Origin of the sequence: Hippea sp. KM1 (assembly GCF_000526195.1) — a bacterium.
GTDB lineage: Bacteria > Campylobacterota_A > Desulfurellia > Desulfurellales > Hippeaceae > Hippea.
Genome location: NZ_JAFP01000001.1, coordinates 90,377 through 112,628, shown reverse-complemented (window position 1 = coordinate 112,628; position 22,252 = coordinate 90,377). Strand labels below are relative to the sequence as shown.

The window sequence follows — 22,252 nt, the reverse complement described above, 5'->3', positions numbered from 1 at the left end:
CAAGAAGCAATGTCGCTGCTAATCTTTTTAATCGTTGCCATAGCCTTCCTCGGCGTTTCCCTCTTCATCCTCTCGGCCATCCTTGGGATTGGGGTGTATCTGATATACCTTGCCCTGTTTTTGCTTGAAATTCTGGTGTATGCAGCGCCATCTGTTTTTATAGCTATTATTGTCAATTCAGCCATAATGAAGCTAATTCCAGTTTCAAAGATACACAACCAGGTCAATCTATGCGATGTAGTAGATTTAAGATGCTCTCTGTCTTCAATTGGTTTAGACGATGAACCAAAAATTGAGGCCTATGTGTTGTATGATAAGCTAAACAGCATAATCAAAGAGAAAATTCCCCTATTTTTCAGAGCTTTTCCTGTTTTGTCTTTTCTTCTTGGCTCATTAGCTGGCGCTTTTGTTTCTGTTTACATGCTAAAGAATGGGTATATGTCAGATGTAGTTGTCCATGCACCACAGAAGGTAACTCTGCATGCAGGGACAAAGGCGGTATTCGTAACGGCACTTATAACGACTGTTGTAGTTTCCTTCCTTTCAACGCTTATCCTTTCACCATCTTCCAGAGTAGAAGCAGGCATGGTTTACAAGTTCAACATGGAAGTAAACAGAATGCAGAGTGAGATAGCAAGCTTGGTAAGAAAAACAAGAGACCTATCAGACGATATCTTAGAGGCAAAGGAGTTTCTCGGCTCATATCCCACATTCATTGACTACATATTTCAAGCAGAGGACGAAATAGTTAAAAGCAAATGCACGGTTCTAAACAGTCCCTCTTTTATACTGAACATCTTACATGAGGCATATACAGGGGCGAAACAAGAGCACGATAGAATTAAAATAGCTCTTGAGCTTTACACAGAGGCAAAGGAATTGATAAATGAGGCTGAAAACAGAAGATTTTTCATCCTTAACCTGCTATTTCCAGACAAAAGGGTCAAAAAGCTAAAAGAAGCGCTCTTTAGCGGAAACATAGGGTATCTCATTTCACAAAACAGATGGAGCGAGTGCTTTGAATACTTAAAAAGCATAATAAAAGAGGCAAATGTTATCTTAGGATATGAAGAGGAAGATGAAGAAAACAAATACTACTACGAGAGATTTGACAACGAATTTGATTATGAAAACGACAACTACCAACACTCATATAAAGAGGAATATCAGAGCCAAGAAGAGAGTTATAGTTATAGCTCCGCTTCTGAATCTGATGTTGAAAGGGCATGCAGAATACTTGGCGTATCAATAGATGCAACGCCAGAGGAGATTAAAAAGGCCTACAGAAAGCTTGCTGCCTATTGGCATCCCGATGCTGGAAATACAGACAGCGATGAGATGATAAAAGAGATAAATTCAGCTTATGAGATTTTGAAGAGATATAAAAACTTTAGTTAATCAAAGGAGGGGTACACAATGAAGGTCTGGATATGTAAAAATTGTTCTCTCTTAATCCCGTCAAATAGTATGCCTCAATCTTCAGCTTGCCCAGCCGGGGGCAATCACCAATGGACTATAGCCACAAACGATGGCGATGTTGTCCCAAGACCCGGGTTAAAGGCATGGCAATGTAGGAAATGTGGAATCCTTATTTATTCAAAAAACATGCCGAATCAGTCGGTAAAATGTCCTCAATCGGGCTCACATCAGTGGAGTCAGCTTACTTAATCATAGAGGGCAATTAAGGAGGAGCCAATGAACAAGAGGGAGTTTATGTTTTTTAAAGATGAGTTGAATCTACTAATAGAAAAAGAAAAGATTTCAATGTCTTTATTTGAGTCTCTTTTTAAGATATTGCTTATCCCCTTTTTTGTAAGAGACTTTTTTAAGACAGAAAAAGAGATGAAAGGGTTTATATACAGTGTAAAAAGACTCTTGCTAAAATACAATTTATTGGATAAGGACAACAAAATTAAAGTTGATAAAAGTTGTCTTGATTGCAACAGAACCAATTGGTTATGTTCCGATGAGATTAAAGAGGCAAGCATAGTAAAGATGGATGTAGATAAACTGCTTGAAGACATTTACAAAAAACACCAGCCAAAAATAAAAAGTAATAACAAGGATAACTTAAAAAATCAAAGAAAGAAAATAAACCACGAGGTCTTAGTTCCACTTGATGCCACAGAAACAGGAAAATTTCTTGCAGATGTGATAGCGAATGCGATAGAAAAATGGAATGGTTTTATCTACCACGCCAGGTGCATTCTATTAAGAACGGCAGAAATAGAATTGGGAGATAAAGTTGCGGATGAGAAATGACAAGAAGTCATGGAGGGTGATATGAGCTTAAGTTATAAAATAGACAGCAAATACTCTAAAGGAAAACACTTCTACTTTGAAGACATCATCATTGATTTCTTCAAAGAACACATAGGTTATGACCTTAGCAAAACCTCTTTAACAGACAAAACCTTACACGGTGCAGACTTTGTAATCTATAACAACGAAAAGCTAATAGAGATTGCAGAGATTAAAACGGAGGACGAAACAAAGAACTGTTCTGCCTGGATATCCTGGCATTCGCCTAAAACAAAAAGTGGCGATGACGCTATAAAGAGGTTTTCTGATGATTTCTATAACCTTGATAAATTGACACAGTGTTTTGCCGTTGCTATTGGCATACAGATGTTCGACTACCTGAAAAATGTGAATCTAAACCACATCTGGTTGATACAGGAAAATGAGAAATACGAACACGCAATAAAAGATGCTTGTGAGTTTTTAAAAAAGGAAGGGCTCGTTAAAAGCTGCCAAATAGTAACCTTCAGAGATTGCGTATTTGCAAAGGTCTCTGTATGAAATGAAGGTATTTTTCGGATCAATGTTCTTAAATAGGTAAAAAACCAAAGAAGGAGGGCTAAAGATGAAGATTGTAGAGTTTAACCCAAACAAGAAGGGGACAAACAACAAAAAACCAAAATGCGACCCTGTGTCTATCTTCTTACCGGCAGTAGTAACACTTGCAAGCTCACTCGGCGCTTACCTTGCATGCAAGGAACCTGAGCTAATCGAAGATGCCAAAAAGGTCTTTTCAGATGAAAACTTAGTAGGCGTTGCCATAAAGGCGTTCTTGGAGGGGACAAAGAGAAAAGCGTAGGGCTTAAAATAAGGTGTCTTGACAAAGACAGATAAAAAGAATAGCTTTTTTAAAGCACAAATACTATAACAGCTTTGTTTTGCTGAAGGGTTATTTTGAGTTTTTAAAATCAATGGGAGGTAAAGTGGCAAACAGAAGGAGAGCGAGCATACCTTTTTCTTTGGGCTCTAAAAATATAAGAACACTTAAAGATATCCAAGAGATACTCAAAAGCCATCCAGAGGATTTGATACTTCCTGCAAAGGATGGAAGGCTAAAGAGGTTTCTTCAAGGTTTTGGGAAAACTTATGCTGATTGTTTAGACCCGGACAATATCCAAGAAAGCATCCAGAAACTGGCAGGTATATTTGGCATTGAAATTAAAGATGTCGATTTTTCTTTGGATTCTAACATAGCAACCGACAACTCTAAAGTCATTGAGTTGCTTGAAAAAGGTGAAACCGGTGCAATAGAAATTTCTAAAGGTGTTTTTGTATTTGATAGGCTTTATATAGACAAACCAGTAAAGATTGTAGGTCAAGGGAAAAGTGAAACATTGATTAGAGCCAATATTGTTTGCGTGACCTGCGAAGGCTTTGCTATTGAAAATTTGACATTTGAATGCAATCATTTGATAACGGACGATAATTTAAGTTTTGAAAAAGATAAGGCAAAGTTAGAATATAAGAAAAGGTATAGTTTCAAGGATGTTGTTGAGATTATAAAGAGAGAGCTTCATTTTTACGAAAATAAAGAGAAAATCAAAACAAGCATATTAAGATTAGAAAGAAAAATAGATGAAGTAAAAAATGAGTTAAGTGCACAGTTAAAGGAAATTTTAAATAGAGCAGAAGAAAATATAAAAGATGATATATTGTGGAGAATCGAAAGCATGTGGTGGGGAATCAAAAATGTAAAAGATTATATAATTGAGTATGGAGTTTTTTTTACAATTAAAGGAAATCTTTATTATATATCAGAAAATAGTCAACTACAAGCATTAGACAAAAAATTTGACGAGTTTATAAACGCAGAATTTAAAACTTTGGAAAAAGAGCTGACAATATATTTAAAAGATATATATACATCAAATTTGATAAGAGCTAACCTTGACACACCAAACGACTTTTACAGCGGATTTAAAGGTTTTCTAAAAGATATAATGAATAAGGTTAAAATTGACAGAAGTATACGAAGTATACTTCAAAAAATTATGGATGATGCAGAAGATCCTATGTATTATAATGAATTAAAATACAATGAATTTAATAATGAAATAAAAAATAAAATTATGAAAATAGCACAAGAATGTAAATATACAAATGGATTATACTCAAAAAGATGTCTAGAAAAAGTTTTAACATGGCAACAATTACAACATATAATAAGGGAATATTTATCTGGCATTTACAAAGCTTATTTATATACTTTAAATTCCTTTCAACAAAAATTTATCGATATTACTAAACAAGAGATCAATAAATATTTAAACACTGTAGAAAAACAAAAGATTAATGAATATTTAAATACTGTAGGAAAAGCCATTCACGACCTGCCGAAGAAAAAACTGTGTGATTTGCTGAAAATCAAAGGAGATGAGTTGGGGGTGTATGTTCAAAAATAAAAGAAACTCAAAACTTTTTAAGTTAGAAAGAGGTGAAGACTCACAATGAAAAATCTTGTAGACAGAATAGGAACACTTATAAACGCAAAGCATCCGCTTATATATCTAAAGACCGAAGAAGAGCTTGAGGCGTTGGATGTAATTACAGAAGCTGTTGAAACCATCAATGATAGATGCCCTGTTTTTACATACGACGAAGCTGAAGGGCTTAGATGGATAAACGAAAACCGGGTTGTGCAGCTTCACAAAGACTCAGAAAGAAAATTGCTCATAAGAATAAAGAACCAAATTGATGCCATAGGCAATTTCTACGAAGCCATGAAGTTTATCAGGGATATTTCGTCGGAGCATCAAGTTGCTCTTGCTGTTTTGAGTGCCGAGACAACCATAAACGAACAAAGCCCTTCAGGTGTGGAAAATATTAGAATGCTGAAAAATGTTGTGAACGATATAAAACAAAAAGGCAACTATGCATCCATTTTTTTCATTTCAGATTCTTTTATTATACCGCCACTGCTGGAACAGGACATAATAGTTTTTAAGTTTTCATACCCAAATAGAGGCAAAATATCGGAAATCTTGGATGAAATAATACAGGAATACTCCCTAATAGTTACAGACAAACTAAGAAACGAGCTAATATCTGCTCTTCAGGGCCTTACATATTCAGAGATTGAGAATTTGCTATATATTGCAATATCAGATGACGGGAGCTTGGATGAGAAAGACATAGATTTCTTCATGGACTACAAAAAACAAAAGGCGGAGAAAAACCCAATTGTTGAGTTTGTTGATTTAAGGGGTATATCCACAGATGTTGGTGGACTAAAAAACCTTAAAGAGTGGTTAAATAGAAAAAACAAGATATTTAGAAACCTGGATAAGGCTATAGAAAATGGCGTTGATCTGCCAAAGGGCGTATTGCTCGTGGGGATGCCTGGCTGCGGTAAATCTTTAACTGCCAAATATGCCGGCAAGTTGATGAATTTGCCCCTATTGAGACTGGATATGGGAAGGGTTATGGGCCCTTATCTTGGTCAATCAGAAGAAAACATAAGGAAAGCCATTCTAACGGCAGAATCCATAGCACCAAGCATTTTATGGATTGATGAATTAGAGAAGGCATTATCCGGCATCGGAGACAATAGTAATGACACGCTTACCAGAATATTTGGAACACTACTTACATGGATGCAGGAGAAGAAAAAAGCCGTTTTCTTAATTGCTACTGCCAATGACATATCTGGACTACCTGCTGAGTTTTTGAGAAAAGGCAGATTCGATGAAATATTCTTTGTAGATTTTCCTGATAGAGACTCAATGAGAGAGATATTCAAGATACATTTAAAAAACAGGAAAAAAGACCCAAATAGCATAGATCTCGATAGAGTTTTAGATGCAATGAAAGTTGGATATTCAGGTGCAGACATTGAGGCTATAGTGTCTGAAGCTGTAGAAAATGCCTTTATAGAAGGGAAAAATAGTGTGAGCACAGAGGACATACTAAACATAATAAGGAGCGGAAGCATCAAGCCTATGTCTGAGGTATTAAAAGACAAAGTGGATACATTAAGGGAAGCCTTTAAGAAGTATTCATTTAAACCTGCTAATTGATGGAGGTAGTCATGGACAAAGAAAAGGATGAAAAGGGGTTAGAGAAAAACGGTAAGGTTATACCATTCAAGAAGGACTTAAACGATATGGATATAGAGAAAGATGAGCTTGTGCAGTCTTTGGGCCTTTATATCGGTGGCAAGGCCGGTGTTTCTGATGAGGTCAGCCCAAAAGAAGCAGGAATAAATGGTGCTTTCATAGAAGATATAAAAGAAACAGGAAGAAAGTTTTTAGAGGGAGAAATTACAGAGGAAGAGGCAGAAGAAGAATTTATAAAAAAGACCACTTCAAAAGTTGTAGCCCCGATTGTTGAGAAAGTTGTTGAAACTGTAGTAGACAAAGCAGTCTCTTTTGTTTCCGACAAGGTTAAGACGGTGTCAGATCTTATAAAGCCTTTTGCACCGAAAATATCAGAAAGCATTAATAAAACCATTAAAGAGGTAAAAAAAGAGGCGCCAAAGATAGCAAAAGGTATAGCAAGAAAAGCTGTTGAAAAAGTAGGAGAAGTTGCTAAGAAGGTTATTAAAACAGGTAAAAAGATAGTGAAAAAGTTGTTTGGTTTGTTTGGATAGGAAATGCAAAAATAGATTTGCTGGTAAAGCCTTAAAAATTCAGGAGGTGTGAAGTGAACTTCAATGCAAGCAATGATGAAATAGATAGGATAATGGAGTCTATATCTAAAGATTTGGATGCCTGGGACGGCAAAACGGATATAGTGGACTTTCTGGCTGAAATCCTTAAGAAAAGAGCTTTTTTGACCGAAGAAGAGGCCAAAAGGGATGCAGAGCAGATAATAGAAGGCATTGTTAGATACAAAAAATCAAAGGAGCTCATAGAAAACAACCCAGAAATTGTAGAGGCAATCTGGAAAAACGCAGAGCCAGGTTTGAAACAAAAGTTATTGGAAACTTTTAAAGAGATACTTGCTAAAGCCAAAACATTAATTGAAAACCTTAAAAAGGCTTAAGCTATGTTGATTTTTAACCTTGCGTCTGCTAAATTCTAAATACCATGAAAAAACTTCCAATAGGCATCCAGACCTTTAGCGAGATCATACAAGAAGGTTATTACTATGTTGACAAAACAGAGTTTGCATACAAGCTTTTGACAAAGGGCAAGTATTACTTCCTCTCCCGCCCCAGGCGCTTCGGCAAATCACTCTTCCTTGACACATTGGCAGAGATATTCTTAGGGCACAAGGAGCTATTCAAAGGGCTATACATCTATGACAAGTATGACTTCAAGCCCCACCCTGTCATAAGGATATCATTTGGCAGTGGGGATTACTCTTTAGATGAGAGCCAGACAATCAATGAGATAAAGTACATATTAGAGGACAACTTAGAGACTCTGGGTTTAGAGTGTAAAGACCTAAATGACTTCAAAGACTGTTTCAGACAACTCATAAAAGAAGCCTATCTTAAACACTCCCAACGAGTCGTCATCCTCATAGACGAATACGACAAACCCATCCTTGACAACATCACAAACAAGGATATGGCAAAAAGGGCAAGAAACATACTAAAGAACTTCTACTCTGTAATAAAGGACAGCGACAGATACATCAGGTTTGTCTTTATTACTGGAGTAAGCAAGTTCTCAAAGCTCAACCTATTCAGTGGTTTGAACAACTTAGAGGATATTACAATTGATGAGAACTATGCAGAAATCTGCGGCTATACACATGATGACCTGTTGACTGTCTTCAAAGACAGAATAGAGGGTGCAGACTTAGAGTTGGTCAAGAGGTGGTATAACGGTTATAACTACTTTGGCAAACCACTATACAACCCATTTGACATACTGCTCTTTCTTTCCAAAAACCATGAGTTTAGAAACTACTGGTGGCAGACAGGAAATCCATCTTTCTTGATAGAGAAGCTAAAGGAAGAAAACCACTACATACCAGAGATTGAGAATGCACTCATATCAGAAGAAGCATTAGAGGCCTTTGATGTGGAATACATTGACTTTAGAGCACTTCTGTGGCAGACGGGGTATTTGACGATAGATGAGAGGATAACAGATGAAAGAGGGAGGCTGAAGTATAAGCTGAAGATACCAAACTTAGAGATCCAATACTCCCTGAATGAACTTTTCATCCTCTACCTCACAAACCAGAGACAGGAGATGTACAGATATGAGGATAACCTCTATGAGGCCCTAAAGACCAACGACTTTCACTCCTTCATCAACCACCTAAAGACCATCTTTGCAACCATTCCCTATCAGAACTATGCAAACAACATCATATCCAAGTATGAGGGATACTATAGTAGCGTTATCTTTGTCTACCTAATGGCTTTGGGCTACGATGTGATACCTGAGGATATAACAAACAAGGGAAGGATTGATTTAACAGTTAAGATGAAGGATAAGATCCTCATCTTAGAGTTCAAAGTAGATCAGGAGAAAGACAAACCGATAAAGCAGATAAAAGAGAGAAGATACTATGAGAAATACTTGAATGAGAACAAAGAGATATACCTCATTGGGATGGTGTTTGATTCAAGAGAGAGGAATATTAGCCAGTGGGAAGTTGAGAGGGTGGATGGGTAGATGGGTGGATGAGTGGATGGGGAGATGGGATTTTAGAATGCCCCTTTTTTGCACTGCGAGGTGGAAAAAAAAGGGGGGGTGTATTAAAGAAAGAGATGATTAGGATATGGAAGTTATAAAAAATCCACCCAGCAATCTCTCCATAGAAGCCTCTGCGGGAAGCGGCAAGACATACAGGTTGGCTGAGAGGTTTTTAGAGCTGCTCAGCCTATACCTAAAAGCAAAACAAAAAGCCACTAATCCAAATCTCTGCTCTGCAAATTGTAAACTTAATGTTATTCCAAATTCCATAGATTCCATCATAGCCATAACCTTCACAAATAAAGCCGCCGCTGAGATGAAGGAGAGGGTCATATCGTTCTTAAAATCACTTGCCGATATACAATCTGACAATGCCCCCAATGTGGGGCTTGATAAAGACGCATCACTTAAGATGCTCATTGAGATTATCGAGAACTTCTCAGACTTCCACATAACAACTATTGACTCGTTCATGAACAGAATCCTTAAAGCCTTTTCCGTTGACTTAAACATACATCCGGACTATGAGATAACATTTGATAGGGATGCGATTTTCGATGAGGCTTTTGAAACGCTTGTATCGGACAGATCCAATGCAGAGGAGTTGCTGGATTTTCTAAAGAGGCTCTTATTACTTAGCCAATACGAGGGGATGAACCCAAAGGCTATTGTTAAAAAAGGTCTTAAGAGGCTTGAAGAAGTTGAAGTTGATGAAGATGTAATTGGATTTTCTGATCTGACTTCAGGGTTCAATATTGAGGCAAGAAACTTAGAAGATGTTGAAAAGGTATTGAAAAAGAGGGCGAAGCAGCATGTCGAAATTGTTAAAAAGATAGCAACAGAGGAGCTGGCCAAAAGCAAGAATAGAGCCTTAAATAAAACCTTTGCCAAAACACTCACCGAGCTAACTGAGGAAAACCTCTTGGACAACTATGACAAGCTCAAAAAAAGGCAAACAGGGGAAAGCAAGATATTTAACAACAACAAAACCCTTCCGCCAGAGACAGAAAAAGCCTTCAACGAGAGCCTAAACAGGCTAATAGAGACAGCAGAGCAGTTTTTTCTCATAAAGGGTGTCTATGAAACAGAGATAATAAGAGAGCAGCTAAATAAGCTAAATCAGCTTGAAGAAAAGATAAAGAACTCCCTAAATATTGTTGAAATCAGCACCATCTCCAAAGATATTAGCAGTATCCTAAGAAGGGATATGGGTGTAAGCTATGCCTTCTGCAGACTCGGTGAGCGGATATCCCACTATCTGATTGATGAGTTTCAGGATACATCCCACAGCCAGTTTGAGGCAATGGAGCCCTTAATCGACAACACCCTTGCAGGTGAGGGCAGCGTCTTTGTTGTGGGCGATAAGAAGCAGGCAATATACGCCTGGCGTGGCGGAGATTACACCATATTCGACAGGATTACATCCAAAAGAGGTATAAAAAAGAGCAGGCTTAAGGTAAATTACAGATCAGAGGGCAATATAGTGAGCTTCAACAACAGGGTATTCAAGGTTGCAAAGCTGCTTAATGAGGACTTTGCCTCTGCTATTTCAAAAAACGATGCAAAAGATAAGATAAAAAACGCCATTATCGATATATACAAATACTCCTATCAGAAGATAAACAAAGAGAAAAACAAGACTTTGGGCTATATCGAGATAAAACTCGCCGATGAGAATGCAATAAAGGACAACGAGGATGAGTTTTACAGAAAGAGCATTCTCAAGCTAATGGATAGGCTCATAAACAAGTTCAAACTGAAGCCCTCACAGATTATGATTCTGATCAGGCAGAAGGAAAACATCAAAAAGGTCTTTGCCTGGCTCAAAGAGGAATTCCCAGGTATTGAATTCATTACTGAGGATTCGCTAACACTAACAAGCAACATAGAGATAAAAAAGCTTCTGCTTGTTGCCTCTGCTTTAGCATTTGAAGAAGAACCCGTATACAGAAGAGCATTAGAGCTTCTAAATTGCAATATAGACATAGACAGTATAGTTGAGCAGATAAAGGGATTAACGCCCTATGAGGTCTTTGTAAAGCTGCTCAGCCTTGATGGGTTTGACAGCAAAAACAACAAGGTCTATTTCGATAGGCTCTTGGAAGAGGTCTTGAAGCTAACAGAGCAACAAAAAAGCCTTCAGGAGATTATTCAATACTTCTATGACAACCCAGACATCACCATAACCCTAAACGAAGAGGTCGAAGCGGTAAGGATCATGACCATACACAAGGCAAAGGGGCTTGAAAGCCACACGGTTGTTGTGCCGTTTTATGATTGGAGTCTGTTTAGCTATCCAAAAAACTTCTATAGAGCCGTTGACCTATCGCCTATTTTGAAAGACAAAAAGGCATTTCTGAATTTAGATAGCAAAATCAGGCTATTCTTGGATGATGCAGCAGAGCAATACACAGACTTTATAAAGACGCAGTTCATAGAAGCCCTAAACCTCATGTATGTTGCAAATACAAGGGCAAAAGAAAACCTATTCATAATAGGGACATTCAAAAATAAAAAGAGCAGCAGAATGACATCGGGTGATATGCTTGATTCCATCCTTAAAGCGGCATATCCGGATAAGCTGAAGCAAAGGTTCTTTCTTAAGGTTTTAAAGCTTGGGGAACTTAAGAAGCAGGAAGAGGATAAGAGAAAGAGTGATAGTGTTAGTGATGGTGATTGTGGGATTGAGCAGTTGCCCAAAAGAGTCTCTATATCGAGGGAGTTTTTAAAGGTCTATCCCAAAGAGACCTTCAATACCAACATAGAGGAGAAAAGGCTGGGCAATCTCTATCATCTTGCCATGTCATTCATTGGCTCAACAGACGGTAAAAATATAGACGAGGCAGCAGAAAAAGCCTATCAGAAGGCAAAAAGCGTAATGGGATACGAAAACCCAAAGGCTGTTGGTTTGATAAAAAACACGCTTGAAGATTTAAGGGATTACTTTGAGAAGATAGAAAGCTTCCACAACGAGAAGGAGTTTGTGGACAGTTACGGCAACATCCTAAGACCAGACAGAATCACAACAAAAAACGGCCAGATTTACATAATAGACTTCAAAAGCGGCAAAAAAGAAAACGAACACATAAAGCAGATAGAGGGTTATGTAAAGCTATTCAAAAAGGCAAAGGGCATCATATACTATGCAGATGAAAGGGAAATAGTCCATGTCGGCTGAGTTTTATAAAATCGATTTAGGCAAAAACTATCCTGAGTTTATTGCAAACCTCCTTACATCCTTAAAGGACAATTACAAAAGGATAGTGTTCATATCGGCAAACAAGCGCCCCATCAGGTTTATAGAAAAACAGATAAGCCCAGAAATCGCTTTAGGTGTGGATTTTTTCACAATCGATGAATTTGTGCAGTGGATAGTGACAGAATACTTAAACCCCGCACCGACCATACAGACCAAGCTCTTTAGGCAGCTTTACTTCCTTGATTTGATAAAATCCACCATCGGTGAAAAAGAGTCGCTATTTGGCACAGATGATGCACGGCTCCTTGGATGGGCAAAGAGGCTGTCGTCCCTGTTTGATGAGATAGATAGGCAACTCTTGGATGAAAGGCTTGCCGATTTTCAATACATAGAAGCCATTGAGGAAGCAGAGCGTATACTCAGCAGGCTAAAAAGCCTATATGCGAAATACAGGGAGGATTTAAAAGACTTCACATACTCAGGCGATAGCTTCAGGCGTGCGGTTGAGATAACAAAAAAAGATGCATTCAAAGATGATTTTAGAGGCTCACTTTTTATCTATAGCGGCATTGTCTATCTTTCTAACTCCGATTTGGAAATTATAAAGAACATATCAACCATTGCCGACATAATCTATCTATCCCAAACAGACCTTCTAAAAAGGGAAAAGACAAAGGGCAAGATAGGCTTTTCGACTTTTAAGGTGATAGACGAGCTTGAGGCAAAACTCAAAAAAGCTATAAACGCAAAGACAATATATAAAGGATGTGAAGAAGAAGAGAAAAAGGTTGCCAAGCCAGAAACAGAGCTATCTTTCTATCAATTTGCAGACACGCATACACAGGCAGAGGCAATCTTCAATATCCTAAAAAAGCACAAAAAGATAAAAAAACCGGATAAGCTTGCTGTAATACTGCCCAATCAGGCAACGCTATTCCCCCTTCTTTCCTTTATTGATAAGGATTACAACATAAACATAACAATGGGCTTTCCATTTTTAAACACAAATATCGGCATGTTTGTTGACTCAGTCTTTGAGCTTGCGCTTGATTTGAAAAACAGGGGGCAAAAGCCCCAGACTGCAAACTCAAAGCTGCTGCTTAAGCTTCTAAACTCAAGCATCATAGGCCTTTTTAAAGACGACATAATTCAAGAGGCTAAAGAGATAAAAAGAGAGTTATTTGAAAAAGGAGCGGGGAGCTATACATTTAAAAACAACTCAGCTATCCACTTTCTCATAAGCAACTTTGTCAATATAGACAGTCTCAAAGCCCTAAAAGAGGCATTTATGGGGCTGATTGGTCGTATTGATGAGAAAAAATTAGAGGGATTTGAGCTTGAATCCCAGCTACTTCAGTTGCTTCAGGCCCAGATCATAGATGCCATAGATAGCTTAGCAGACAGAAGCATAGACCTAAAATTTGCCTATCAGCTAACCAAAGAGATACTAAAAGATATAGAGGTTCCATTTGAAGGGTATCCGTTAAAAGGCATTCAAATCATGGGAATGCTTGAGGCTCGCTCTTTGTCCTTTGATGAGGTTGTTGTGGCCGATGTCAACGAGGGTGTCTTGCCCTCTGCCGACAAAATCGACCCGCTTCTGCCTGAGGAGATAAAGGTCGCTTTGGGTTTAACATCATTTAAACAGAAGGAAGCACTCGTTAGGTATAACTTCTTTAGGCTCATATATTCATCAAGGAAAGCCCACATCATGTATAAGGTTGGCTCAACGGGCATGGAGAAGTTCATAAAAAGCAGGTTTGCAGAGCAGCTAATCCTGCTTGAGGAGCTAAAGGACAAAAAACCAAATATATGCACACCAAAAATAAGCCTTAAGGTTGCAAAAGACACCGCAAATTACATAGAAAAGGATGAAGAGGCTATAAACTACTTCAACCATCTAACACTCTTCTCACCCACAGAGATAGACGCCTATCTAAACTGCCCGTATGCCCACTATTTAAGATATATCAAAAAGATAGAGCCGAGGGTTAGCTTGGAGGATAAGTTTGAAGCGAATCTATTGGGAAGCATCATACACAAACTGCTTGAGGAAGGCTTTAAAGAGTTTAAGGGTAAGAGGTTGAGTAAAAGCGATTTAGAAAAGATAAAAAAGAGTATCTTAAAAAGATTAGACCAGATCTTTAAAAACCCCGATGAAGAGACCAGGGGCTTTTTAGAGAGGCTATCAGAATTTGAAAGGGCTGGCCTGCCCATCATTTTAAAGCACAGGCTATCCAACTACTTTTTGGCAATAACCAACAGCAAAGACTTCAAACCGTTTGAGGTTATCGAGACAGAATACGATAAAGGTGCTTTTGAGATGGAACTCGACTCAGGAGTCAAGGCCACACTTTGGGGAAAAATAGACAGAATAGATAAGATTGGTGATACTTTAAGGATAGTTGACTACAAAGCCGGCATGCACAGCCTAAAACCAAAAACAACAAAGATTGCACAGCTAAACCAAAAACTGAAGCACGACCTATTCAACGACGAACAACTAAAAGGGGTAAGAGACACGGCTGTCTCCTTCCAGCTTGCCGTCTATATGTTAATTGCATCAAATATGTGGAAGGATAAAGAAATAACAACGGAACTTCACTATTTAGGAAAAACCAAAGCAGCAGAAAAAGGCCCAACGAGCAAGGACATAGAAACATACAAAGACCTCCTGCGATATACGCTAAACCACATGAAAAACTCCAAATATATCTACGCCCTGCCATCAGACAGATGCAGTTTCTGCCCGTATAACTACTTCTGTAAATTCGGAGGTTAAAAGGCTATCTTTGCGGGAATAGCTCAATGATCTTTTCTAAGCCGTTTATTGCCTCTTCAATATCTTTGGGCGATAGATCTACATCAATAACGAACTCGTCATCCTCATGGTTTGGTTTTAGCTGTTTGGGCTTAAGCTCGCAGCACAGATGAATCCTGATTTTAACTTTACTATCTGGGCTTTTATCGAGCAGCTCAAAATAGATCGCAGGCTCTATAAACCCAATTGCATTGTATTCTGGCTCTTTGCCTCTGGATATGGTTTTAAACCACTCAAGAAGCTCCTTTAGCTCCCATGTCAAAATGGATGGGTCTTCTGCATTAAACTCAGCACCGCTTTTGTCTTTAATATTCACCCTGACATTGAGCCAGTTCTTGTCGTATTTATCAGCAAAACTCTCAATATCCGGGAACTGATAGCCGGTTATAGAAAAAGAAAAAACCAACCCGTTTCGAGCCTTAAAAGCAACAGCAGGATTTTGCATGGAAACTCCTTTTTATCCAAATACTTCTAAAAATGGCAGTATATTACCCCTTGGATTGTGCTTTTTCCAAGAATTATGGTCATCAATAATAGAAAACACAACCAACCTGAATCTATTTTTAAATTCATCCTCTTCAAAAACCTCTTTGAACAGCCGAGCTATATGGTTTGGTGGATTCTTGAATGCACCACAGCCAAATGCACTCAAAACAATAGAATCGTGATCGTTTATAGCAGATATCCTAAGCATGGTTCTGATTTTTTCTTTTGTTAGATTTGCATATTTCTCTGTCAACCAGTATTCTCTGCCTTTCTTTATAATTTCCGGCATATTCACAGCAGCAACACTTACAATGCTTAAAATATAAGGCTGATTTAATAAACTATAGCCTGTATCCTCAGAACTCCTAAAGACAGTGATGTATTCTGAGTATATTCCACCTGTCTCTGGTATTGGATAACTCTTTGGGTTTCTTTCTACTCCATACTCATAAGCAATATCGGAAAACTGGAACAAGGATAAGAAAATATTTGTTCTTCTGAATATGTTTTCTTCTTGAGCACCTGCCCCGCCTTCAACATTTCCTCCTGGATGCTTATTGCTGGCCATATTCAAAACACAAGGGTTATAACCGGCTTTTTTAAGTAAACTTGCAGTTTCAAGGCAGTCTGCTTCTATAACAGAAAAGTTTGTTTCATAATCGGGTTCTTCGATCTTTAGCGGTTCTACACTATCATAAAAGTGTGTAAGCCTATGTGCAAGCATATTGTCGATATGAACCCTTTTTCCATTTATCTCATAAAAACCTCTCTTTACTATCTCAACGGTTTGTTCAAATATTTCTTTTCTAAACTTCTTTAGAGCTATACGGGCATTTTTGTCATGTTTTACTTCTTTCAAAGCTTTATTAAATCCTTTTATCCACGATACAGGGTCAAATGCCGTATAGTTTCCATTGGATTTATTGTCACGATAAGAAACATAACCATTACTAAAAGATATCCAGTCGCAAGCCAAAGTTGGGCCGTCAAATAAATCAACAACACAAATATCCTTCCATTTTTTGTTTCTACCCCTGCCCGATATAGCCCTTAGACCCAACTCTTCCCATTGATCAACGATTAAACCTACGTCCATTGGATTGGCTGCTGATTCCCTCACTATATAATCATCAAAAACAACCCCTTCTAAATCATGAGTTAGCCCTCTATCCTTTTTATACTTTTTAAAACCGCCTGGATAAAATTTTTCTATTTTTTCTATAGGTATTATAACGCTGATTCCTTCAAGCTGAATAGACATATAACCCCCTTTGCAATTTTAATACTAAAAATCAAAAGCTAAAATTAGAAGGCAATTTTACACCACTAAATTCACTGGATATCAAAGTTAAAATTTACAAAAACATAGCCGCTATCCGAGTGTTTAAGTGTAATTTTAGAACCTTCTTTTACAATTGGCGATGATTTTACAAGTTTTTCAATTTCTTCATCTTCGAGATCCTTTACATCTTCCTTCGCAAAAATAATACTCTCAGCAACTATTCCATCCCAAAGCCACTTTTGATACAAAACATCGTAATTTCCAAGCCTCGCTTCCTGTTGAAACAGAATTGTGGTATCCTCATCAATAGGAACATCCTTAAATTTGCTTTTCATGGTTCTGCTCCGACTTTTTTCATAAGATAATCGACAACAGCATTCCAATCCGGAAACTCAGGTGTTCCAAAATGTATATGTTCACCTATAAATTTATCAACGCCGTTTTTAGTGCTGTCATCAATAAGAAAATCTCCGTGATTTAGGTGTTTGTTATGAGAAAGTATCAGTCGTTTGTATGCATATTTTCCAAGATATTTTTTAACCCAATTTAGCTTATCAGACCAGGCAGTAGGATTTTCCCAAGGAGCAGTTGATAAAACATATGTATCAAATATCTCGGCAAGCTTAATATAAGATTCAATAGCATGCGGCATGGGTTCCATAAGAGAAAAAATACCCGGTATTTCATCTAAACGACCATCATATTTATCTAATATCTCCTTTGGAAGTTTCGAAAACGCTGATTGAAAATCCACAAGCACATTGTCCATATCGATATAGAGAATCTGTTTTTTAATCACAAATACCGCCCTCCACTTTAATAATTTTATTTAAACTCGCATTCTTTACAATTGTCAAGTAAAACTCTTAATTTAAATAACAAAACAAAAAATTAACACACAGTAAACAATATTGACTTTTTGAAGTATATCTATAGAATACCAATTGGTCAATGCAAGCAGAAGCACTAGAGAAATTTTTATTATGAAACTCTTAACCAGCGATAGCATTTTTAACAAAATCTGCAACATAGTCGACAATGCCTCAAAGAGTGTAAAAATAGCCTCTGCCTGGCTTAAAGGCAACCTGCTTTATGAGCTATTGGATAAATTAGGAAACAATGTTGAGTTGTTTATAATTTTAAGGGCATCAGAACTTCAGGATCTGTTGATAACAGACAACAATGTCTTTAGAAAAATAAAAGAAAAAAACGGCAAGATTTATATTAACAACAGACTTCATGCCAAATTCATACTCGTTGATGATAAGGAAGCCATTTTGGGGTCTGCTAACTTTACCAATCCGGGTCTTTCAGACTACAAAGAAGGAAATATAGAGGCCTCCGTTTACTTCAGTGAAGAAGCCGAGGTGGAAAAGCTGGTAGACTATTTCGAGAAAATAAAAAATCAAGACTCAACCCTGCTTGTTAATGATATTTGCGGTTTTGCTTTGTCCCCTGTAAAGACCAAATCCTTTGATATTGTTTTAATAGACCCCAACATAAAGGAGCAATCCTATATTGAAGTCAAAACAGATACAGAAATGATCTTAGCCAAAATCTCAAGCATATACTCATACAACCCAGGGTTCTTTGCCAATCCATTCTCAAGTAGTGAGTCAAGTGTTTTTGCTCCATTTGAAGACTTCAGAAAACTATTTTCAGAACACAACGACTCAGACTGGACAAGGGCTGCTACATTTGCCTATCTAAATGAGAAAGGGGATAGCATAAGAATAGCTAAAGCAGAAATCATAGGCTCATTTATAGAACAAAACAAAAATACATCAAAAATGGACACCCCAATGAGACCATTTGATGGTGGTAGTCCTGTTTATTTAGCCTCAGATGAAACCATGCAGGTTTTAATGAAAACAAACTTTTCAAGAAGTCAGATGGAATGCCCTGTTAAAATTGGTTGTTTAAACGATGACAAAACAGATGCTTTCATAGATGCTTCAGAAGTCAACACAAAACACATGCTTGTGCTTGGAACAACAGGCTCAGGCAAGAGCTATTTCACCAAACTGTTCCTGTCAAGGCTTGTCAGCTTAGATAAATGTAAACCTCAAATCTTCATACTTGACCCGCATGGGGAGTATTACGATCCATTAGTTAAAGACTTTGGTGTTCCTCAACGACACATACATAGAATACAACTTCCGGATACACTGTTTTACATACATCCAGATGAGGTTGCGGATTTAATAGTGGAACTTGGGTTTGCCAACATCATAACTGGTAATTCAGAAATAGCCAAAAGAAACAAAAGCACTATTAACAAATTTATAAAACAGTTTAGAACACTAAATATATACCCAGAAAAAAATCTTAGACAATTATTGAGTGAGATAGTGACAACAAGTGATAAAGATGAAGCAGAAATAAAAGTAAATGTTGATGAAGAAGCTTTAAATGTGTATGGCAAAGAAGAAAAAATCATTTCAAATCAAGTGAATGTTTACAAAAGTTTAAAAGAAGGCCTTAACTCCTCCAAGAGTATCGTTATCTTTGACTTCTCAAAGATTACAGACCCCAAAACGAGGGTCAATTTGGCTGGATTGATCATGCAAGAGCTGTTTTTCAAAAACAGAGAGACAAAAGAAAACAGGCTTTTGGTTCTTGAAGAGGCACACAACTTTGCGCCAGAGGGCAGCTATGGAGACATCTCATCAGGCAAGGATAACCTTGCATTGACAATGGCAAGGAAAATAGCCTCAGAGGGAAGGAAATTTAACCTCGGACTTCTAATAGTCACACAACGACCTGCTCAGGTCAGTAAATATGTGCTGTCTCAGGCAAATACACAGGCAATGTTTAGAACAATGAACTCGGCAGACCTTGTAGCAATAGAAAACTACATAGAGTTTGCGGGCAAGGATTTAATTGAGCTGTTGCCGTCTCTGCAAACAGGCATAGGTGTTTTTAGTGGTTTAGGAGTTCCGTTTCCTGTTGTGGTAAGGGTGAAGTGAACTGAAAACTAAAGAAAGGATTATGTAAGTAGATAGCTCCAATGAAAAGCCTAAAAGAATTGATTAAAGATAGATTAGAAAACATTGACAAAATCGAAGTTGTCAAGAAAATAGGATATAACAATGCGCGTAATGGATTGGAAACCTTGGATAACTTCCTTAACTGTAAAGATATTCTCAACTTCTTGCATGGATGTGGTAAATATGATTTTGTCTATTATCCCGAGGCCTTTTTTAAAAAATTATGTGAAGTTTTGGGAATAGATAAAGAATTGATTGAAAAAGAAATGGATAAAATAAACAAGATAATTAAAGAAAAAAATTCCTATAAAGACTCTTATATCTATGTAAATACAAACTTTGTAAGACAAAACCAACCCCTTTTTGTTATGGCCTTTATGCAAGGGAGTTTGTATATAAGGCCAAATATAGATGAGCTTTTATTCAAAAGCGACAAATATGTCTTTGGGGTCATAGCAAAAATAGCAAGGGAGCATTATAAAGACAATAATGGAGAACTACCAATGTGGGGCAAAATTAGAAGCTATGCCTATCACCATAAGGACGGCAAAGTATATGTATTCGATCCAGAGGGAAAATTAGTGGATGAAAAAGTTAATGAAATCAAAGTTTGCCTGAAAGTTCTTTGATTTTGGGGAGCTTTGTTCTACATCTCGTGCAAGTTTTAGAATTAATCAATCAATTAAATTTCACAGCTTAATTACCATTTTCTAAAATTAAAGAAAGGGATACAGTAATATCTATATAACATTACTCTATAATGCTCCATTTTCGGGGATTATAAGGGTTGACAAAGAGAGATAATATTGTATGGTAAATATGCCTAAAGTTAGAAAACGGAGACTTTGGATATGATAAAATTTTCTGAGCGCACGATAGAAAAAATAGGTTATTATGTTTATGTTCTTGTTGATCCACGAAGCGATAAAATATTCTATATAGGAAAAGGTAAAGGAAATAGAATTTTTGCTCATGTAAACGGGGCTTTAGAAAATGAAACTGAATCAGATAAAATAGCACTAATTAAGGAGATTATAAACGAAGGAATGGAGGTACAACACTATATTGTACGTCATGGAATAGAAACGGAGGAGATAGCATTTGAAATAGAAGCAACCCTGATTGATCTATTGACATGTGAGAAATTTAAGCATCTTTCTCAAATAACTAACATTATTGCAGGGCACAAGTCTTGGGAGAGAGGTATAAAAACTGTAGATGAACTTGAAGCTTTGTATTCAGCAGAACCACTAAACGAAATAAAACATAATTTACTTTTGATTAATATTAATAAAACATATAAAAAAGAAAAATCTATCTACGAGGCTACTAGAAAAAGTTGGAGATTAAGTAAAAAGAAAGTCCAACTAATAGACTATGTATTAGCAGAATATAAAGGCATAGTTAGAGCTGTTTTTAAACCTGAAAAGTGGTTAGAAACAGAAGATGGAAAAAGATTGTATTTCAAGGGGTACGAAGTTAAAGATAAAAAAGTCTTAGACCTCTATTTAAATAAAGAATACACCGGGAAGAAAAAGGGGCAACAAAATCCCATAACTTATTTATGGAAAAAAGATTAAATATAATGCCTCCGTAAACTTCATCAGATTTTCAAACACTTCTCTTCTCAAATCTAATTTAGTCTTAAAGGTTTGATTGATCCCCCCTTCCGCACCCAAACCTCCATTTTAACCAAACCCAAATGCACAGTAAACGCACAGAGCGAAAAATAATGAAAAGGGTTGTAAAACAAATGGAACAGAAAATGCTTTCACCTACCCCTAAAAAGAGGGGGTATTCAAATGACACAGCAAAAGGCAGTTATCAAGAACATGGATCACTTAGGACTGATAGCCGGTATGATAGATGAACTGAAGATTAAAGAAACCATAGATGATGCAATACCATCATCAAGTAAATCAAAGAACCTAAGCTACGGTGAAGCAACAAAGGCAATGATCCTTAACGGTCTTGGTTATGTCAACAAACAGCTCTACCTAACACCACTCTTTTTCAAGGATAAACCACTAAAGAGACTATTTGGAAGGGACGTTGATTCTTCATGGTTCAACGATGATGCACTGGGCAGAACATTAGATAAACTCTTTGAATACGGCGTAAGTGAGCTATATGAGAAGATAGCATCCAAAGCAGTTAAGATACTGAACCTTAGACCGTCAACCATACACTTAGACAGCACAAGCTTTCATCTTGATGGCAAATATCCTAACCAGGAGATGAAAAGAAAGGGAGAAAAGGAAGAAAAGAAAAAGGAAAAACGGGGAAGAGAAGAAGAAAAGAAAGAAGAAGACTATGAACCAACCCCAGTTTTTATCACACAGGGATACAGCAGAGACCACCACCCAGAGCTCAACCAGGTGGTGCTTAACCTCATAGTGGAGCACAAAGCAGGCATTCCTGTGTGGATGAAACCAGCGGATGGCAATCAGATAGATGCAGAGGCATTTGCCAATATAGTAAAGGAGCATATAAACTCTTTAAGAAGTGCAAAGGATACAAAAACAAAGGTAATAGCCGATGCTGCTCTCTTTGGTCGTGTCAAGATTTTTGTGTAAT

The 22,252-nt window shown here is 37.3% G+C and carries 19 protein-coding genes; 15 read left to right on the top strand and 4 right to left on the bottom strand.

Features of this window, described 5'->3' with window-relative positions; all coding sequences use genetic code 11:
• The first annotated feature begins 9 nt into the window (after positions 1-9).
• The 11 genes from D891_RS09890 (at position 10) to D891_RS0100500 (ending at position 14,878) form a co-directional block, all read left to right on the top strand.
• Positions 10-1,398 carry a J domain-containing protein gene (locus D891_RS09890; protein ID WP_025209104.1) on the top strand — a complete coding sequence of 463 codons (1,389 nt, stop codon included), beginning with the start codon at positions 10-12 and terminating at the stop codon, positions 1,396-1,398.
• Positions 1,399-1,695: 297 nt separating this feature from the next.
• Positions 1,696-2,262 carry a hypothetical protein gene (locus D891_RS0100550; RefSeq protein WP_025209102.1) on the top strand — a complete coding sequence of 189 codons (567 nt, stop codon included), beginning with the start codon at positions 1,696-1,698 and terminating at the stop codon, positions 2,260-2,262.
• 21 nt (positions 2,263-2,283) lie between these two features.
• Positions 2,284-2,802, top strand: a complete 519-nt coding sequence (locus tag D891_RS0100545) for a hypothetical protein (protein WP_025209101.1) — start codon at positions 2,284-2,286, stop codon at positions 2,800-2,802.
• A 64-nt stretch (positions 2,803-2,866) separates the two neighbouring features.
• Entirely contained in the window at positions 2,867-3,100 is a 234-nt protein-coding gene (locus tag D891_RS0100540; RefSeq protein WP_025209100.1) for a hypothetical protein, read from the top strand.
• Positions 3,101-3,224: 124 nt separating this feature from the next.
• The gene (locus D891_RS0100535; protein WP_035556344.1) at positions 3,225-4,703 is read left to right on the top strand and encodes a hypothetical protein; all 1,479 of its coding nucleotides are present in this window, start codon (positions 3,225-3,227) and stop codon (positions 4,701-4,703) included.
• 45 nt (positions 4,704-4,748) lie between these two features.
• Positions 4,749-6,317 carry an AAA family ATPase gene (locus tag D891_RS09035; RefSeq protein ID WP_025209098.1) on the top strand — a complete coding sequence of 523 codons (1,569 nt, stop codon included), beginning with the start codon at positions 4,749-4,751 and terminating at the stop codon, positions 6,315-6,317.
• A gap of 11 nt (positions 6,318-6,328) precedes the next feature.
• Positions 6,329-6,889: a hypothetical protein gene (locus D891_RS0100525; RefSeq protein WP_025209097.1), complete on the top strand. Its 561-nt coding sequence runs from the start codon at positions 6,329-6,331 to the stop codon at positions 6,887-6,889.
• 53 nt (positions 6,890-6,942) lie between these two features.
• Positions 6,943-7,284, top strand: coding sequence for a hypothetical protein (locus D891_RS0100520; RefSeq protein WP_025209096.1), 342 nt, complete (start codon positions 6,943-6,945; stop codon positions 7,282-7,284).
• 44 nt (positions 7,285-7,328) lie between these two features.
• Positions 7,329-8,876 carry an ATP-binding protein gene (locus D891_RS0100515; RefSeq protein ID WP_029951855.1) on the top strand — a complete coding sequence of 516 codons (1,548 nt, stop codon included), beginning with the start codon at positions 7,329-7,331 and terminating at the stop codon, positions 8,874-8,876.
• A 106-nt stretch (positions 8,877-8,982) separates the two neighbouring features.
• On the top strand, positions 8,983-12,075 hold the full coding sequence (locus D891_RS0100505; RefSeq protein WP_025209093.1) for a UvrD-helicase domain-containing protein: 3,093 nt from the start codon (positions 8,983-8,985) through the stop codon (positions 12,073-12,075).
• Positions 12,065-14,878 (top strand): PD-(D/E)XK nuclease family protein, encoded by a 2,814-nt coding sequence (locus tag D891_RS0100500; protein ID WP_025209092.1) that lies wholly within the window; start codon positions 12,065-12,067, stop codon positions 14,876-14,878. The genes D891_RS0100505 and D891_RS0100500 overlap by 11 nt, the downstream gene beginning before the upstream one ends.
• A gap of 4 nt (positions 14,879-14,882) precedes the next feature.
• On the opposite strand, the gene D891_RS0100495 is transcribed toward D891_RS0100500, so the two are convergent.
• From D891_RS0100495 to D891_RS0100480, 4 genes are all read right to left on the bottom strand, one after another.
• The gene (locus D891_RS0100495) at positions 14,883-15,362 is read right to left on the bottom strand and encodes a WapI family immunity protein (RefSeq protein WP_025209091.1); all 480 of its coding nucleotides are present in this window, start codon (positions 15,360-15,362) and stop codon (positions 14,883-14,885) included.
• Between the two features lie 12 nt (positions 15,363-15,374).
• Positions 15,375-16,664, bottom strand: a complete 1,290-nt coding sequence (locus D891_RS0100490) for a TIGR02452 family protein (protein WP_025209090.1) — start codon at positions 16,662-16,664, stop codon at positions 15,375-15,377.
• 71 nt (positions 16,665-16,735) lie between these two features.
• Positions 16,736-17,020 (bottom strand): hypothetical protein, encoded by a 285-nt coding sequence (locus D891_RS0100485; protein ID WP_025209089.1) that lies wholly within the window; start codon positions 17,018-17,020, stop codon positions 16,736-16,738.
• Complete coding sequence (locus D891_RS0100480) at positions 17,017-17,454, bottom strand: 5' nucleotidase, NT5C type (protein ID WP_029951854.1); 438 nt, start codon at positions 17,452-17,454, stop codon at positions 17,017-17,019. The genes D891_RS0100485 and D891_RS0100480 overlap by 4 nt, the downstream gene beginning before the upstream one ends.
• A gap of 214 nt (positions 17,455-17,668) precedes the next feature.
• On the opposite strand from D891_RS0100480, the gene D891_RS09320 reads away from it, so the two are divergent.
• The 4 genes from D891_RS09320 to D891_RS09790 all read left to right on the top strand — a co-directional run bounded on the left by D891_RS09320 (position 17,669) and on the right by D891_RS09790 (position 22,251).
• Positions 17,669-19,654 (top strand): helicase HerA domain-containing protein, encoded by a 1,986-nt coding sequence (locus tag D891_RS09320; protein WP_025209087.1) that lies wholly within the window; start codon positions 17,669-17,671, stop codon positions 19,652-19,654.
• A 41-nt stretch (positions 19,655-19,695) separates the two neighbouring features.
• Positions 19,696-20,304 (top strand): hypothetical protein, encoded by a 609-nt coding sequence (locus D891_RS0100470; protein WP_025209086.1) that lies wholly within the window; start codon positions 19,696-19,698, stop codon positions 20,302-20,304.
• 222 nt (positions 20,305-20,526) lie between these two features.
• Positions 20,527-21,255, top strand: a complete 729-nt coding sequence (locus D891_RS0100465) for an LEM-3-like GIY-YIG domain-containing protein (protein ID WP_025209085.1) — start codon at positions 20,527-20,529, stop codon at positions 21,253-21,255.
• 222 nt (positions 21,256-21,477) lie between these two features.
• Positions 21,478-22,251, top strand: coding sequence for an IS1634 family transposase (locus D891_RS09790; RefSeq protein WP_025209084.1), 774 nt, complete (start codon positions 21,478-21,480; stop codon positions 22,249-22,251).
• Position 22,252 lies beyond the last annotated feature (1 nt).

Bases quoted from the DNA above. Each gene is read 5' to 3' on its own strand.
- D891_RS0100480 (WP_029951854.1), bottom strand. From the start codon at position 17,454: ATGGACAATGTGCTTGTGGATTTTCAATCAGCGTTTTCGAAACTTCCA.
- D891_RS0100490 (WP_025209090.1), bottom strand. From the start codon at position 16,664: ATGTCTATTCAGCTTGAAGGAATCAGCGTTATAATACCTATAGAAAAA.
- D891_RS0100545 (WP_025209101.1), top strand. From the start codon at position 2,284: ATGAGCTTAAGTTATAAAATAGACAGCAAATACTCTAAAGGAAAACAC.
- D891_RS0100470 (WP_025209086.1), top strand. From the start codon at position 19,696: ATGAAAAGCCTAAAAGAATTGATTAAAGATAGATTAGAAAACATTGAC.
- D891_RS0100485 (WP_025209089.1), bottom strand. From the start codon at position 17,020: ATGAAAAGCAAATTTAAGGATGTTCCTATTGATGAGGATACCACAATT.
- D891_RS09320 (WP_025209087.1), top strand. From the start codon at position 17,669: ATGAAACTCTTAACCAGCGATAGCATTTTTAACAAAATCTGCAACATA.
- D891_RS0100500 (WP_025209092.1), top strand. From the start codon at position 12,065: ATGTCGGCTGAGTTTTATAAAATCGATTTAGGCAAAAACTATCCTGAG.
- D891_RS09035 (WP_025209098.1), top strand. From the start codon at position 4,749: ATGAAAAATCTTGTAGACAGAATAGGAACACTTATAAACGCAAAGCAT.
- D891_RS0100505 (WP_025209093.1), top strand. From the start codon at position 8,983: ATGGAAGTTATAAAAAATCCACCCAGCAATCTCTCCATAGAAGCCTCT.
- D891_RS0100465 (WP_025209085.1), top strand. From the start codon at position 20,527: ATGATAAAATTTTCTGAGCGCACGATAGAAAAAATAGGTTATTATGTT.
- D891_RS0100515 (WP_029951855.1), top strand. From the start codon at position 7,329: ATGAAAAAACTTCCAATAGGCATCCAGACCTTTAGCGAGATCATACAA.
- D891_RS0100540 (WP_025209100.1), top strand. From the start codon at position 2,867: ATGAAGATTGTAGAGTTTAACCCAAACAAGAAGGGGACAAACAACAAA.
- D891_RS0100525 (WP_025209097.1), top strand. From the start codon at position 6,329: ATGGACAAAGAAAAGGATGAAAAGGGGTTAGAGAAAAACGGTAAGGTT.
- D891_RS0100495 (WP_025209091.1), bottom strand. From the start codon at position 15,362: ATGCAAAATCCTGCTGTTGCTTTTAAGGCTCGAAACGGGTTGGTTTTT.
- D891_RS09890 (WP_025209104.1), top strand. From the start codon at position 10: ATGTCGCTGCTAATCTTTTTAATCGTTGCCATAGCCTTCCTCGGCGTT.
- D891_RS09790 (WP_025209084.1), top strand. From the start codon at position 21,478: ATGACACAGCAAAAGGCAGTTATCAAGAACATGGATCACTTAGGACTG.
- D891_RS0100550 (WP_025209102.1), top strand. From the start codon at position 1,696: ATGAACAAGAGGGAGTTTATGTTTTTTAAAGATGAGTTGAATCTACTA.